Annotated in this window: 11 protein-coding genes, 1 rRNA gene and 1 other annotated feature; of the genes, 1 reads left to right on the top strand and 11 read right to left on the bottom strand. The window is 35.2% G+C overall.

All coding sequences use genetic code 11. The annotated features are described in order from the left end of the window. Positions 1–10 precede the first annotated feature (10 nt). Positions 11–247 (bottom strand) — a binding site (T-box leader). A 48-nt stretch (positions 248–295) separates the two neighbouring features. The 7 genes from PEPCATONIAE_RS07390 to PEPCATONIAE_RS07360 all read right to left on the bottom strand — a co-directional run bounded on the left by PEPCATONIAE_RS07390 (position 296) and on the right by PEPCATONIAE_RS07360 (position 9058). Further along, positions 296–1408: a M20/M25/M40 family metallo-hydrolase gene (locus PEPCATONIAE_RS07390; RefSeq protein WP_138160504.1), complete on the bottom strand. Its 1113-nt coding sequence runs from the start codon at positions 1406–1408 to the stop codon at positions 296–298. Next, positions 1398–2435, bottom strand: coding sequence for a haloacid dehalogenase-like hydrolase (locus tag PEPCATONIAE_RS07385; RefSeq protein WP_138160503.1), 1038 nt, complete (start codon positions 2433–2435; stop codon positions 1398–1400). The genes PEPCATONIAE_RS07390 and PEPCATONIAE_RS07385 overlap by 11 nt, the downstream gene beginning before the upstream one ends. 59 nt (positions 2436–2494) lie before the next feature. Continuing rightward, complete coding sequence (gene ileS, locus PEPCATONIAE_RS07380; protein WP_138160502.1) at positions 2495–5587, bottom strand: isoleucine--tRNA ligase; 3093 nt, start codon at positions 5585–5587, stop codon at positions 2495–2497. Between the two features lie 208 nt (positions 5588–5795). Beyond that, positions 5796–6212 (bottom strand): RrF2 family transcriptional regulator, encoded by a 417-nt coding sequence (locus tag PEPCATONIAE_RS07375; protein WP_138160501.1) that lies wholly within the window; start codon positions 6210–6212, stop codon positions 5796–5798. Between the two features lie 53 nt (positions 6213–6265). Continuing rightward, positions 6266–7543, bottom strand: a complete 1278-nt coding sequence (locus PEPCATONIAE_RS07370; protein WP_138160500.1) for an NAD(P)H-dependent oxidoreductase — start codon at positions 7541–7543, stop codon at positions 6266–6268. A 160-nt stretch (positions 7544–7703) separates the two neighbouring features. Beyond that, the gene (locus PEPCATONIAE_RS07365) at positions 7704–8900 is read right to left on the bottom strand and encodes an aminoacetone oxidase family FAD-binding enzyme (protein WP_138160499.1); all 1197 of its coding nucleotides are present in this window, start codon (positions 8898–8900) and stop codon (positions 7704–7706) included. Next, on the bottom strand, positions 8897–9058 hold the full coding sequence (locus PEPCATONIAE_RS07360; RefSeq protein WP_180339372.1) for a hypothetical protein: 162 nt from the start codon (positions 9056–9058) through the stop codon (positions 8897–8899). Before PEPCATONIAE_RS07360 ends, PEPCATONIAE_RS07365 begins: the two co-directional genes overlap by 4 nt. A 100-nt stretch (positions 9059–9158) precedes the next feature. On the opposite strand from PEPCATONIAE_RS07360, the gene pepT reads away from it, so the two are divergent. Continuing rightward, positions 9159–10388, top strand: a complete 1230-nt coding sequence (pepT, locus tag PEPCATONIAE_RS07355; protein WP_138160578.1) for a peptidase T — start codon at positions 9159–9161, stop codon at positions 10386–10388. Between the two features lie 182 nt (positions 10389–10570). Here pepT and PEPCATONIAE_RS07350 read toward each other — a convergent pair whose 3' ends face one another. From PEPCATONIAE_RS07350 to rrf, 4 genes are all read right to left on the bottom strand, one after another. Further along, positions 10571–12619: a TRAP transporter permease gene (locus PEPCATONIAE_RS07350; RefSeq protein WP_138160498.1), complete on the bottom strand. Its 2049-nt coding sequence runs from the start codon at positions 12617–12619 to the stop codon at positions 10571–10573. Continuing rightward, a complete protein-coding gene (locus PEPCATONIAE_RS07345) occupies positions 12612–13148 on the bottom strand; it encodes a DUF1850 domain-containing protein (RefSeq protein WP_138160497.1) in 537 nt (178 codons plus the stop codon). The genes PEPCATONIAE_RS07350 and PEPCATONIAE_RS07345 overlap by 8 nt, the downstream gene beginning before the upstream one ends. Beyond that, positions 13135–14181 (bottom strand): TAXI family TRAP transporter solute-binding subunit, encoded by a 1047-nt coding sequence (locus PEPCATONIAE_RS07340; RefSeq protein ID WP_246060454.1) that lies wholly within the window; start codon positions 14179–14181, stop codon positions 13135–13137. The genes PEPCATONIAE_RS07345 and PEPCATONIAE_RS07340 overlap by 14 nt, the downstream gene beginning before the upstream one ends. A gap of 569 nt (positions 14182–14750) precedes the next feature. Beyond that, positions 14751–14866, bottom strand: a 5S ribosomal RNA gene (rrf, locus tag PEPCATONIAE_RS07335). Between the last annotated feature and the right edge of the window lie 11 nt (positions 14867–14877).

The raw sequence follows: 14877 nt of genomic DNA, 5'->3' as shown, positions 1-14877 counted from the left end.
GCTTTCATCCCTAAAGGACGAAAGCTGAACTTACGTGTTACCACCTTAATTTATTATCGTCTTGCAACGATAACCTCTTCAAGTACTATCATACTCTATTGCTATAACGGGCAAACCCGAAAGTGCCTAATTATTCAGCACTCCCTAAAAAAAGACCATGTTCTCCGATTTCAAATCCGCTTCTTTTCACCAACTGAAGCTCTCTAAAGTCATCTACATCAGATACTCTTCTTTTTATCTAGTTTCTTATTGGGTTCAATAATACTATCTAATTGTATTTTTGTCAAACACTTTTTCAATTATTTTTTATAATTTTATAGAAAATATTTATACAGTCCTCTGTTATATCGTCAGGATAATTATAGTTCTTAGAGTGTAAAGGTGGTTGGTCCTCTCCTGAACCTACTCCGAAAAAACATCCCTTAACCTTTTTAAGATACCAACCGAAGTCTTCAGAGGTTCTGTAGGGCTCTTGTCCAAATATATATTTAATTCCTTCCTTTTTAAAAATATCTTCTAAAAGACCAACCTCCTCCTTGCTATTTGATGTATCAGGAAATACATCTTCATAGCTTAGCTTAAAGTCTATTTTATATTTTTTTGCCTTTTCTTCTAAAATCCTTTTTACAAGATCAGAGAGCTTTTCTAAGTCTTCATCCCTTGCAGCCCTTAGTGTAAGCTGGAGGTTGCCATATCCCGGGGACACTCCGTAGCTGTTTCTTGTACCTAGGTCCATACTTATAAGACTTACTAAAACCATATCGGAAAATTCAACTCCCTTATAGCTGTAGGGGGCGTAGCCTCTAAAAATTGACAGGTCTTTTAAATCAAGGGCAAGCTCCGCCATTAAGTAGCCGGGGTTTAAACCCAGCTCAGGCGTTGAGGCATGACTTTGTTTGCCTATAAGGTCTATATTCATTCCCTTAGATGCGCAAAAAAACACTCCTTCTTTTAAAAGGGCAAGGCCTTTTTCTACTGCCGGTAGATTGTGAAGACCGTAAATTTTGCTAACATTTAAGTTTTTTAATTCAGGTGCTATATTTATTGCTCCCTTTCCATCCTCCTCAGAATTTTGGAAAAGCAAAAGAATATTTTTACCGAGATTTTCATTATCTATTTTTAAAGCTAATCCACAAAGGATGGACATATGGCCGTCGTGACCGCAGCCGTGAAAGGCTCCTCCCTCTCCATTTGAAATTGCATCTATTTCAGACCTTATGGCTATAGTCTTATAGGAATCTCCCTCAAAATGAAGAGCATAAAACCACTTGCCCATATCTACAAGCTTAAGGCTTGTATTTTTTTCCAAAAAATTTATAACTATCTCTTTAGTTTTAACTTCTCTTCCTGATAATTCAGGATTGGCATGTAAAACCTGTCTTAATTTTTTAATTTTTTCAATTTCCATTTTTAAATTCTCCCTTATAGTTGTCTCTTTCCTGAATTAAATAGAAGGTTCCTTGAGGATTTTCTTTAAAGGCAAGCTTCTTTAAATCTTCAAGTTTACCTATTGGTCCTCTATCTATTATTAAGCCGTATTGTAAACCGGAATAGGTTAAGGCATAATAGTCTCCTCTACTATCTCCCATATAGAGAAGAGGGGGACACTTGTATCTTTCTTCAAGCCTTTTTATTGCATCTGCCTTGCCTTGAAGGTAGGTTTTGGAATCTTCCTTTACTTCCATGGTAAAACGGCCTTCCTTATCCTTTATAAGCTCCAAGCCCATTACCGAATCCTTGGGCAGCCTATAGTTAAAAAGCTTTGATGAGGCAAATTCTTCAACTAAAATTTTAAAGGAGGCGCTGCAAATATAAACATCTATTTTATTTTCGAAAAGCTCCTTAAATAAATCAGACATTTCTTTTATTTCCCTTAGGCCCACATCATAGCTTGAGCTTAAGCTTTCTCCCTTAGGCATATTTACCTTAAAATTCATTTTGTAATCCTTATAGTCCTTAAAATAAGAAAGGGCATCCCCGGCAAGATCTCTAACTTCCTCTTCAGTCATCTTATAGAAAACATGGGTGAACTTTCTACTTGAAAGCCCATACTCAAGGGAGTTTACATAGCTTTGAAAGTAATAGGCCATTGCCGCAACAAAGCTTTCATACTCAGGTATCTTCTTTAACTTATTAAGGTCCCTTCTATAAGGATAAAGAATTTTGTAATCCTCTTCTATTTTATCAACCAGTTCATTTATTTCTTCAGGGACCGAGTCTATTTCACAGGTTAAAACTTCCCTTATTTCTTGAGGCGTAAACTCATATCTTAAATTCAAAATCTGATATAAAAGAGTATTCTCCTCTACATCAAAGGAGGCTGCAGTATTGTCCCAATCACTTACTATATAGGAAGGACTCCCCTTACTACCTGCATCTTTTATCATCTTGTTTAAATATTTAAAGGTTCTTTTATTCCAAAGTCTTTCCTGCATTTATACCTCCGCAAAATTTTACTTAAGAAAAATAAAAAGATGCAAATTGCATCTTTCTATTATATTCTTTCAATTTTTATTTTAGCATCGTGTCCGTTTAAGTCAATTGTTTCTGTATCAAAATTTGTCTTTTCAATAACTTCTGCCAAGGTTTCAGACTTAATAAAGTTATTTGCATTTTCTATAGCCTTTGTTACATCTGTGTCTGATTCATAGCTTATTTTAATTTTGTCAAGTACATCTAAATCTTCAGCCTTCCTTAACTGCTGTACCTTTGATATAAATTCACGAACTATTCCCTCTTCTATAAGCTCAGGTGTAAGCTCAGTATCTAAAATTACAAAAAGATTATTGTCAGCGGTAACATCAAAGCCTTCCTTGGATTTAATATTTATAAGGATAAAGTCCTTTTGAATTTCAGTGTCTTCTCCGTTAAGTTCAAGATTTATAGGCCCTTCTTCAAGCTTAGCTACAAGGTCTTTTGCATCAGCCTTCTTTAAAAATTCACTAAAGGGTTTAATCTTAGGCCCAAGGAGAGATCCTACAACCTTAAAGTTCGGTTTTAGTTCATATTCCATAAAGACTGAAAGGTCATCTCTATAGTCCACTTCCTTAACATTAAGCTCTTCTTTAATAAGCTCTGTAAGCTCTCCTATTGTTTTTTTATATTTGCCGTCTATTATAACCTTAACTAAGGGTTGACGTACCTTTATTTTAACTTCTTCCCTTGATGCACGTCCCAAGGTTACAAGCTCTCTTACAAGGTCCATTTTCTCTTCAAGCTTTTTATCTATTAGATCTTCATCGGCCTTAGGATAATATTCAAGGTGAACTGATTCTCCCCCTGTAAGGGATCTGTAAAGCTCCTCTGAAATAAATGGTACTATTGGAGCTATAAGTTTAGTTAAGCCTACAAGGACTTCATAGGAAGTTTTATATACAGCTTTTTTATCCATATCTACTTCAGTTTTCCAAAATCTTCTTCTGTTTCTTCTAATGTACCAGTTGGAAAAATCTTCTATAACAAATTCTTGAATTTCACGTACAACCTTTGTTATTTCAAAAATCTCCATATCTTCATTTACAGCTTTAAGAAGACTGTTAAACTTTGACAACAGCCACTTGTCGATTTCGTCCCTTTGTTCATAGTCTACATTAAATTCTCTCGGGTCAATGGAGTCGGTGTTGGCGTAAAGGCTGAAGAAATTGTAAATATTTCTAAGAGATCTGAAAAACTTGGATTCAATTTCTCTAACTCCACCTTCGTCAAACTTTGTAGGTGCCCATGGAGGTGATACATACATTAAATACCATCTTACAACGTCAGCGCCGTACTTGTCGAAAAGTTCAAAGGGTGCAACTGTATTACCTAAAGATTTGGACATTTTCTTGCCGTTTTTATCAAGGATAAGGTCATTTACAAGTACATTTTTATAAGGGCTTTTTCCTGTCATATAGGTTGATATTGCTATTAATGAATAGAACCAGCCTCTTGTTTGATCTATACCCTCGCAAATAAAGTCCGCCGGGAAAAGTTCATTAAAGTTGTCCTTGTTTTCAAAAGGATAGTGCCATTGAGCAAAGGGCATGGATCCTGAGTCGAACCAGACATCTATTACATCAGGTTCCCTTTTCATTGTTTTGCCGCACTTTTCGCATTTAATATGAACATTGTCTACATAGGGTCTGTGAAGCTCTATATTTTCATCTATTTCCTCTATGGCTTTTTCTTTAAGCTCTTTTCTTGAACCTATAATCTCTGTATGACCGCATTCGCACTTCCAAATAGGTAGGGGAGTTCCCCAGTATCTGGATCTTGAAATAGCCCAATCATTTAAGTTTTCCAACCAGTTTCCAAATCTCTTTTCTCCTACAAATTCAGGAAACCAGTTTACTCCATTGTTGTTTTCTATAAGCTTTTCCTTAAATTTAGTAACCTCTATATACCATGAGGGGTGTCCGTAATAAATTAAAGGAGTATGGCATCTCCAACAGTGAGGATAGTTGTGAAGGATCTTCTTCTTGCTAAATAGCTTGCCTTCCTTAGCAAGATATTTAATAATATCCGGGTCGGCATCCATAACGAAGGTTCCCTTCCAAGGTGTTGCAGTGAACTTTCCTTCTTCATCTACAGGTTGTAGAACGGGAAGGTCATATCTTCTTCCTGTTTGATAGTCGTCTTCACCAAAGGCAGGTGCAGTATGGACTATACCTGTACCGTCTTCTGTTGTTACATAGTCTGCGCAGGTTACATAAAAGCCCTTTTTGTTGGTAGTAAGGAAGGGAAGAAGCTGTTCATATTCAACATATTCCAAGTCCTTGCCCTTAAAGGTTTTTAAAACCTCATATTCGCCTTCTATTACAGAAGCTGCCAGGTCCTTGGCAATATAATAAACAGTTCCTTCATATTTGATTTTTATATAATCAACATTGGGATTAACTGTAAGTGCAACGTTGGAGGGTAGAGTCCAAGGGGTTGTGGTCCATGCAAGGAAATATTCATCCTTATCCTTTAGCTTAAACCTTGCAACTACAGTTTCAGTCTTTATTTCTTCATAGCCCTGAGCAACCTCATGAGAAGCAAGGCCTGTTCCGCATCTGGGACAGTAGGGAAGTATCTTATGACCTTCATAAATTAAACCGTCTTTAAACATGGAGCTTAAAATATGCCAAACTGATTCTATATAGTCATTGTTAAGAGTAATATAGGGGTCATCAAGGTCAATTAAATAAGCCATTCTTTTTGTTAAGGCTCTCCACTCTTTTTCATATTCAAATACGGACTCCTTGCACATTTCATTAAATTTTGCAACTCCATATTTTTCTATGTCCTGTTTATTTTTAAGTCCTAATTTCTTTTCAACCTCAATTTCAACGGGAAGACCATGAGTATCCCAACCGGCCTTTCTTTTTACCTTGTGTCCCGTCATGGTTTTATATCTACAAGTTAAATCTTTTAAGGTCCTTGCCATTACATGGTGAATGCCGGGACGTCCATTTGCCGTTGGCGGTCCTTCATAAAAGATGTAATTTTTCTTACCCTCTCTTGTTGTTACGGATCTGTGTAAAAGGTCTATACTGCTCCAGTATTCAGAGATTTTTTCCTCCCTGTCTTTTACCGACTCCTTTGAAAGTTCATCAAATACTTTCATTCTTCTTTCCTCCTTTAAAATAAAAAAAGTCCCCTCATATGAAGGGACGAATTAACCGCGGTACCACCCTAGTTATAAATAATCACTCGAGCTGTCTTAGGTGACAAACCTTAGGCTCAAAGGCTGATCTATGTTAACTGAGTTTGTGTCCTCTCACCTATTGAACACTCTCTTAAAAACTCTCATTAACACCGGTCCTTGTCTTCACCTATATAAACTTGTCTAAAGTTTGCTCCCTAAAGTTGTTTATAATATTTTGCTGTAATTCAGCAAACTTGTTGTGAAACTTGCAGGTCTTGAAATCCTTGCCTAAAGAGCAATTTTTTGAACAATACGGATCATCAGGATCCTGACATCTATTAATTACAATAGGTCCGTCAATTGCAAGTATAACATCATATAAGGACACATTTTCCTTAGGCTTCTTTAAAAAATATCCACCTGAAAATCCCCTTTTTGCTCCTGTAATACCTGCCAAGTTAAGTTTTCTTAAAATTCTAAGGGTAAACCTCTCAGGAATAAATTCTTCCTGTGATATTGCCTGTGAACGAATTACCTTACCTTCGTTTTTTGCTAAATGTCTGCAGATTCTCAAAGCATAATCTGTTTCTTGTGTAATTCTCATTTAATAACCTCTTTTAAATTACAACGACTCCATTCTATAATGAAAGTCCTCTATTAGTCAACAAAAAATTTGTCCTGCTTTTCTCTAAGCTTTACAATTAGAGAAGTATCATCTAATTCAAGATCTGAATATTTTAAAGCCTGAGCCTTTTTCACATCTCTTTTTAGTCTTACCTGTCCAACTATAAGACCTATTGGAACAAGGTTTTCTTCCTTTTGAACAGATGCCCTTTCAAGCTCTCCGAAAACATCATTGCTTCCTATTCCTTCTATGTACTCTCCCGCCTTTAAATCTCTTTTTGCTATGGCTACAGTTTCCGCTACAGGTTTTCCTATGGGAGCAATTGTAGAGTCTTTTAAAAGAACAGCTCTTGCAATTGATAAAGGCGTCTCGATACTTGTCAAATGGTAGGGTCTATAAATTGCAAAGTTCGGTCCCTCTCCTACTGTTAAAAATTTCATTTCATCTTTTATAACATCGGACTTGGCCCTTACTATAGCAAAGACTCCGGGGGCTATTCCCTTGGCAAAGTCAACTACACCATAGGAATTAAGTTTTGACGATTTTTCCTTTAAGTCAATGTCCCTTGCAATGTTTTCCTTATCGGTGGTGAAAAAATGACAACCTCTTATATCAGGAACAAATCCCGTTGCATTACAAACTGCATTAAGTTCAACCATAGTATTGGTTCCATCTACAAAAGATGTCAACATTCTGGGATTAAGCTTTTTGCTCTTTGCCTCATGAGTCAATTCTTCTACAGTAGCAAACTTATTTAAGGCATTATTCTTTCCCTTGCCTAAAACCAAAACTTCAAAGCCGGTAAACTTTGCAAATTCGTAAATTTCCATTATGGATCCGGGTTCATCCCCGGCAGTTCCTGAATATACTATTTCCCTTTCATCTGCTAAATGTTTTAAGTATGGACCTACAGTAGCATCCATTTCAACATTTAAACTTACTATGTCTATACCATTTTCTATTGCCATTAGGCTAAGTCTTGCTCCGGCTTCAGTGTCTCCTGTACAGTCTACAAGACAAGATGTAAAGCTTGCAGCAATATATAAGTTTTCACTGGCTACATAATAGCCCTTTTCTAAAATGTCTCTTGCCTCATTAAGGTCATTTGTGATTTTAACTTTATCTCTGTCAATCCCCGCTTTTTCATAAGCATTAAGCACAGAATTTATATTCCTTGATGTCACCACCGAGGGTCTGAAGTTTTCCAAAAGATTAAGCTGAGTAACTAAAGAAGTTCCCATTAATCCGGCACCTGCTACAGACACATCTATAGTTCCATGTTTCTTTAGTAAATTATCTAAATAGAACATATAACCCTCCAATTGTACTAGATTATAACATATTCCAATAGCTTTTAAAAGAATTAAGTATTAGCTGTTAATCAGTCACTATACTTATAAAGTTATTCCATAAAAATAATTTATATAGGATTTAAATTAAATAAAAAGCCTTTAAAATTTTTAAAGACTTTTATTTTATATCCTTGGCACATATCATAGCTGAGCTAAAGGCCCACTGAATATTATAGCCTCCGCAATCTCCATCTATATCAAGAGCCTCTCCTATAATGTAAAGACCATCTACATAAATCGACCTCATAGTATAAGGATCCACCTCTTTAAGAGAGAGTCCTCCGCTACTTACATGAGAATTTTCAAATCCCCTTGTTCCTGTAACCCTAAATTCAGCCCCCAAAATAAATTCTATAAGCTCCTTGACTTTTTCCTCTTCAAAGGTTGATAGAACCTGATCCTTGTCCATAAAAAGACTCTTTGTAATTAAATTAATAAGCTTTTTATCAACTAAGCCTTGAAGCCATCTTTCAAGAGTAAAATGACTCAACATATAAAACTGTGAATACAAGCTGTCTTTAAGATCATAAATACTATCAAAAATATTTATTAAAGGCATGGTAATTTTGTCGGCTCCTTTAAGATTTACATATTTCGATAAATTTAAAATAGGAGGACCGCTTAATCCGTAGTTTGTAAATAAAATTTCTCCAAAATCCGACTTTATAAGTTGATCTTCCTTGTATAAGGAAGCTTCTCCCACCACCTTGACTCCGCTTAATTGCTTTAAAAACTCCGAATCAAGTTTAATTTGAGTAAGAGAAGGATAAATATGGCTTATATTATGTCCCAGGGCTTTAAGAAGTCCGAAGCTTTTACCATCAGTTCCGAAGTTTGGTGCAGAGGCTCCTCCGGCTGCATAAACTAAAGCATCGCAAGTAAACTCATCCTCATTAGTATAAACCGAAAATTTATCATCCTTAACAATTCTTAAAACAGGAGATGACAGATAAACCTTAATACCTAAGTCTTTAATTTCTTTTAGCATAAGATTTACAACACTTTGTGCCTTTAAGCTTATGGGATAAATTCTATTAAGCTCTTCCTTAACAGTAAGCAAGCCTATGGTTTTTAAATAGCTTCTGAAATTATCGTTGCCATTTAAATCAATAGCCGGTTTTACAAAGTCGGGATTGTTATAGTTGTTGTAATTTAGAAGATTATTAGTAAGATTACACCTGCCGTTGCCTGTGGCAAGCATCTTTTTTAAAATTCTTTCCTTTCTTTCTAAAATAGTTACATCTATTCCGGATCTTGCAAGCTCAATGGCACAAAAACAACCGGATATCCCTCCGCCTATTATTACAACCTTCATCTGAACCACTTTCTAAGTATGTATATAAGATAAATAACTCCTATTAAGGCAAAGACAGTACCATCTTGTTTCTTATTTTTTTTGTAGCTATAAAATGAGAAGCCTGCAATTATTATTAAAAAAATTAAATTTGTAAACATATTATCAGTAATTTCCATATATCTCACCCTGTCTTAATTATATAAAACTTGGACTGCTTTTAAAAGTAATAAATCACTTTATTAAATTATGATATAATCCTTAATGGAGGCGATTAAAATAGAAAATATTATAAAAAGATTTTTAAAATATGTATCCTTTGAAACTACGTCAAATGAAGATTCAACTACAGTACCCTCTACACCGGGCCAGCTTAAATTGGCACAATACCTTGTAGAAGAACTTAAGGCTTTGGGACTGGAAAAGGTTAGTCTAAGTGATAAGGGCTATGTTTATGCACAACTGGATTCAAATACCGAAAAGGACTTGCCTAAAATAGGCTTTGTAGCCCATATGGACACATCACCTGACGCTCCTGGGAAAAATGTAAATCCACAAATTATAAACTATAAGGGCGGGGACATTAAGCTTAAAAATGGATCTGTAATCTCACCTAAGGAATTTAAATTTTTAAATGACCTTGTAGGAGAAGAGCTAATTACAACAGATGGTACTACTCTTTTAGGTGCAGATGACAAGGCGGGAGTTGCAATTATAGTAAGCACCATTGAAGAATTAATTAATAACCCCGATATTAAACACGGAGATATAAAAATAGCTTTTACACCTGACGAAGAAATAGGTCGTGGCCCTAATCACTTTGATGTTAAATACTTCGATGCGGACTTTGCTTACACAGTAGACGGAGGACCCTTAGGAGAATTGGAGTATGAAAACTTTAACGGTGCCGCTGCCAAAATTACCATTCATGGCAAAAACGTTCATCCCGGAACTGCAAAGGACATTATGGTTAACTCTCAACTAATAGCTATGGAGCTTAACTCCATGCTTCCTTCACATATGAGACCGGAGCACACAGATGGATATGAAGGTTTTTATCTGCTTATGGAAATTAAAGGAACTGTAGACCATTGTCAAATGACCTATATAATAAGGGACCATGACAAGGAAAAATTTGAAGAAAAGAAGAATCTTCTTATAAAAATTGTGAAATTTTTAAATCACAAGTACAACAATGTTCTTGAACTTGATTTATCAGATACCTATTACAATATGAAGGAAAAAATAGAACCTCATATGTATATAATAGATTTAGCTAAAAAATCCATGGAGGACCTAGGCATAGAAGCAAAAATTTCCCCTACAAGAGGCGGTACTGATGGAGCAACACTGTCCTATATGGGACTTCCCTGCCCTAACCTTTTTACAGGAGGCTATAACTTTCACGGCATTTATGAATTAATACCAAGCTCATCAATGTTTAAGTGCAAGGATTTATTGCTAAAGATAATAGAAAACTTAGATTCAATTAAAATACCTGAAAAATAAAATAAATTCTCAATCCCTTTCTTCTAGGATTTGAGTAACTAGTTAATAAGGAGCTGATATGATAAAAGTCAGCTCTTTATTATTTTAGATTACTTAAATCTTCTTTTATTTAAAAGCTTTTATAAAAATAAAAAACCTTCGGTTATACCCGAAGGCTTTAACGTTTAATTCTTAAATTGTCACTAGGCTAGCCTTTTCTTACGTAATACCTTTTGACATACAAATACAAAGGCAAGTACTGCAAGACCGATTAAGTCTGAAACCAATCCCGGTACCAGTAAAGAAAGTGCAGCTACAAGAAGCAGACCTCTTTCCCAAACTTTACATTTTGCAAATAGATAGCCCTCTATAAATCCTGCAAGACACATTGTACCTATAAGAGCTGATGCTATTGTAGGCAAGGCGGTGAATAAAGGTAACCAGTTAACAGTTGTACCTGTTACTGATTCAACCATTATTAAGTGTGAATCCATAGCGAAGACATAAGGTATTATAAAGGCACCTATAGAAAGCTTAAAGGCCTGAACCCCTGTCTTCATTGAGTTTGCACCAGCAATACCCGCTCCCGCATAGGCAGCAAGTGCAACAGGAGGAGTAACGTCTGCTACAACTCCGAAGTAAAGTATAAATAAGTGAGCAGCCATTAAATTTACATTAAGTTTAGTAATCGCCGGAACAGCCATAGTTGCAAGAACTATATACTTAGCTGTTGTAGGCAATCCCATACCAAGTATAAGTGATGCAACCATTGTCAGCATTAAGGTAGGTAGCAATTGACCTTGAGCTATTTTAACTATAAGCTCTGCTATTCTAAGTCCGAATCCTGTAAGAGTTACTACTCCAACGATCATACCGGCACAAGCACAAGCACAAGCTACACCCAGTGATGACTTTGCTCCTGATTCAAGTGCTAAAACTATATCTTTAAGGGTGAATGATTTATCTTTTTTAATTAAAGACATTGCTCCTGCAACTACTACTGCTGTAACTATACCTCCAAGAGCGGAATACATAGGAGTCTTTTGCATAATAAGCATAGTTATTATTACTATTAGTGGAATAACCAAATATCCCTTTTCCCTAAAAATTTTGCCAAGCTTAGGAAGTTGATCTCTAGGCATCCCTTTAAGTCCCAATTTGCAGGCTTCCAAATGGACCATTGTACCTACAGCTATATAATAAAGTACAGCCGGTATAACAGCAGCTCTTATTATGTCAACATACTTAAAGCCTGTAAAGTCAGCCATGATAAATGCTGCAGCTCCCATTACCGGAGGCATTATTTGTCCTCCTGTAGATGATGTAGCTTCAACAGCTCCTGCATAATAGGGCTTATATCCTACTTTTTTCATTAAAGGTATTGTAAAGGCTCCAGTTGTTACAGTATTAGCAACTGATGATCCTGAAATTGATCCCATAAGTCCTGATGAAAGAACTGATGTCATTGCAGGACCTGACCTTGTTGAACCTGTAAGTGCATAGGCAAAATCTATAAAAAATTGACCTACTCCTGTTTTGTCAAGAACAGACCCGAAAAGTATAAACATAAATACAAAGGTTGCAGATACGCCAAGAGGAGTTCCCATTATACCTTCAGTAGTCATATACATGTGACCTACAATTCTTTGTACATTAAAACCTCTGTGAGCAAGCATACCCGGCATAGACCTTCCAAAATAAGCATAAAGTAAAAATACAATAGTTACTATAGGAAGTTCAGGTCCAACAACTCTCCTTGTAACCTCCAAGGTAATTAATATTGCAATAGATCCGAGAATCATATCCATTTGTGAAAGCTTGCCTCCCTTAAGAGCTATAGCCTCCACATTTAGGAATATATATCCCCAAACTACAATTGATACTACTACAAAAATCCAATCTAAAATACTTACCTTGTCTTTCTTTGATTTTTCGCTTCCAGGATACAGTAAAAATCCAAGAGCAAAAGCAAAAATCATATGTAAAGACCTTTGTTTCATTGCAAGTAGTGTTCCGTGAGCTGCAGTATATAAGTGAAATATACTCATTGCAACTGCTAAAAACAAAACCAATTTACCTGCAAAGCCACTAAGATTTCTAAGTCTTGAGGATTCCTTATCGTAAGTTGCAAGAAGATCATCAACACTCATATTAGAATGATCCACGTCGTTTTCAACTACTTCTTTTGTATTTTCATTATGTAAGCTAGAATCATCCTTTATTAAATCATCTCTTTTATCCTTATCAGTCATAGATACACCTCCAAATTAAAAATTTAACTATAGGAAGTTTTTCCACTGTAAATGCAACTGCCTCTCTTTTCTCAGAAAAATCCAAAAAGTTTTCAACCTTTCCATCAATAGACAATCTATGATTTGCAATTACGGCGCCTGTTCTATAAACAACCTCTTCAAAAGGTTCATTAATATCATAAAGTTTAAATCCGTTCTTATCATGTTTAAACTTATATTTACTTTGCGCCGGTAATCCGGCACCATAAGATCTGAATCTTTCCTCCATTAATATCAGCTTGCCATCTTCAAAACGGTACCACTCACTTGTTTGAGTTTTCATAACTGAATGCTTATAAATTATTCCGATATAGGAGTCTTTTTTTAACCTTCTTACAGCTAAAAGATCTCCTGTTATTTTATCTCTGAGAATAAGAGCATCTGTATTTACTAAAGATAAACCTATAATTAATACCAATAAGATAGCAAAGAAGGCTTTTAAGCCTTCCTTACCTACTATCTTACTTTTTAAAATCTTACTTTTGTTCATCGAAATACTTTTGAGCGCCCGGATGAACTTCAAGGCTCATACCTTCAAGTGCAGTTTCAAGAGTCAAATCTTTACCTCTTGCGTGAGCTTCTCCGAAAGTATCAAGATTTTCAAATAATGCTTTTGTAATATTGTAGCATTCATCTTCAGACATTGATTTATTAACTACTAACATAGCCTTAACTGAAAGTGCAGGAATAGTTCCTTCAGATCCTCTATATTCACTTACATCAACATCTGAATAAGTGTAATAAGGATATTGTTCTATTATCTTGTCAGCTACTTCCTTTTCTATTGGAAGTAAATGGATATCATAAGTAGTTGCAAGTTCAGTAACTGCTGAAGCAGGAACTGAAGCTACCATGAAAGCAGCGTCAATTTGACCATTTTTAATACCATCAGCTGATTCAGTAAATGACAAAAAGTCAGTTTTAGCAAAATCATCATAAGATAATCCGTAAGCTTCAACAATTTGTCTACCATTAACTTCAACTGAAGAACCGGGAGCACCAACTGCTACTCTCTTACCCTTAAGATCATTTACAGTCTTAATTCCAGAATCATTAGATACAATTATTTGAACAACTTCAGGATATACGCAAGCTATACCTCTTAATTCATCATAAACACCAACTACTGCCGGATCAGCATCTGGATTGTCCTTAGAGAAAAATTCCTTACCATTGGCAGCATAATAAGAAACGTCATTTTGGATAAATGCAATTTCAGCATCTCCATTGTGGATTAACTGAACATTTTCAATAGAAGCACCTGTAGATTGAGCATTAGCTTGAATTCCTATATCAGCATTATTAAGAATTGTAGCAAGAGCCCCACCTAAAGGATAATATGTACCACCAGTACCACCTGTAGCGATAGAAACAAATCCGCCGCTATCTGAACTTGCAGATTCTTCACTTGCAGTATTTTCTGAACCTCCGTTAGTTCCTGAATTATTCTTTCCTCCACAAGCTGTTGCTACAGAAAGCAACATCATCAAACTAAGTGTAAGACATAATAGTTTTCTTTTCAAAAGAAATCCCTCCTTAAGTAATAAATAATAATGGATAATTAAAGAAAATTTTTAAGTTACATACCCTTTAAACTTAATAATTTTCAAACGCATTTGTATACGTTTTCACCATTAGCTTAATTATACTTTTACAAATCCTATAAGTCAAAATATTAAGAAGTCAATATTGATAATCAAAACACATAAGCCTGTCTATTTGTAGAAATAAAATCCATTAGAAAATAGTTTTTAAAAATAGATTTTTCTTTTATCCCTTTATGACAAGGCTTTCTGAAGAGTAAAAATTAATAAAAAATTTTATTAATTTAATTCCATAGACATAAATTTAAATCAAATATCTAATTAAAAATATTAGTTTTCACTAAATGAAAATAAAAGTATATTAATATTTATATGAAAACGTTTATTCAGTCTGATATCACGTTAAAATTATGTAATTATTTAAAACAATTTTATAGCTAAATATAAAGTTAATATAAAATAATAAAAAAAGAGGACCATCAGGTCCTCCTTTATAATATTATTCCTAAAAGTTCACAAGTGATATTTCTATACTCTCATAAACCTTTATCCGGCCTTACCTACTCTCCCGGGTCGTCTCCAACCGAGTACCATCGGCGCTCTGAGGCTTAACTTCTGTGTTCGGTATGGGTACAGGTGTCTCCCTCATGCTATCTTTACCGGATCCAACTACAA

Origin of the sequence: Peptoniphilus catoniae (genome assembly GCF_901447155.2) — a bacterium.
Lineage (GTDB): Bacteria > Bacillota > Clostridia > Tissierellales > Peptoniphilaceae > Peptoniphilus_E > Peptoniphilus_E catoniae.
This window is presented reverse-complemented; position numbering and strand designations above follow the sequence as displayed.

Excerpts from the sequence above, each read along its gene's own strand:
- PEPCATONIAE_RS07390 (WP_138160504.1), bottom strand. The coding sequence starts at position 1,408 with ATGGAAATTGAAAAAATTAAAAAATTAAGACAGGTTTTACATGCCAAT.
- PEPCATONIAE_RS07385 (WP_138160503.1), bottom strand. The coding sequence starts at position 2,435 with ATGCAGGAAAGACTTTGGAATAAAAGAACCTTTAAATATTTAAACAAG.
- ileS (WP_138160502.1), bottom strand. The coding sequence starts at position 5,587 with ATGAAAGTATTTGATGAACTTTCAAAGGAGTCGGTAAAAGACAGGGAG.
- PEPCATONIAE_RS07375 (WP_138160501.1), bottom strand. The coding sequence starts at position 6,212 with ATGAGAATTACACAAGAAACAGATTATGCTTTGAGAATCTGCAGACAT.
- PEPCATONIAE_RS07370 (WP_138160500.1), bottom strand. The coding sequence starts at position 7,543 with ATGTTCTATTTAGATAATTTACTAAAGAAACATGGAACTATAGATGTG.
- PEPCATONIAE_RS07365 (WP_138160499.1), bottom strand. The coding sequence starts at position 8,900 with ATGAAGGTTGTAATAATAGGCGGAGGGATATCCGGTTGTTTTTGTGCC.
- PEPCATONIAE_RS07360 (WP_180339372.1), bottom strand. The coding sequence starts at position 9,058 with ATGGAAATTACTGATAATATGTTTACAAATTTAATTTTTTTAATAATA.
- PEPCATONIAE_RS07350 (WP_138160498.1), bottom strand. The coding sequence starts at position 12,619 with ATGACTGATAAGGATAAAAGAGATGATTTAATAAAGGATGATTCTAGC.
- PEPCATONIAE_RS07345 (WP_138160497.1), bottom strand. The coding sequence starts at position 13,148 with ATGAACAAAAGTAAGATTTTAAAAAGTAAGATAGTAGGTAAGGAAGGC.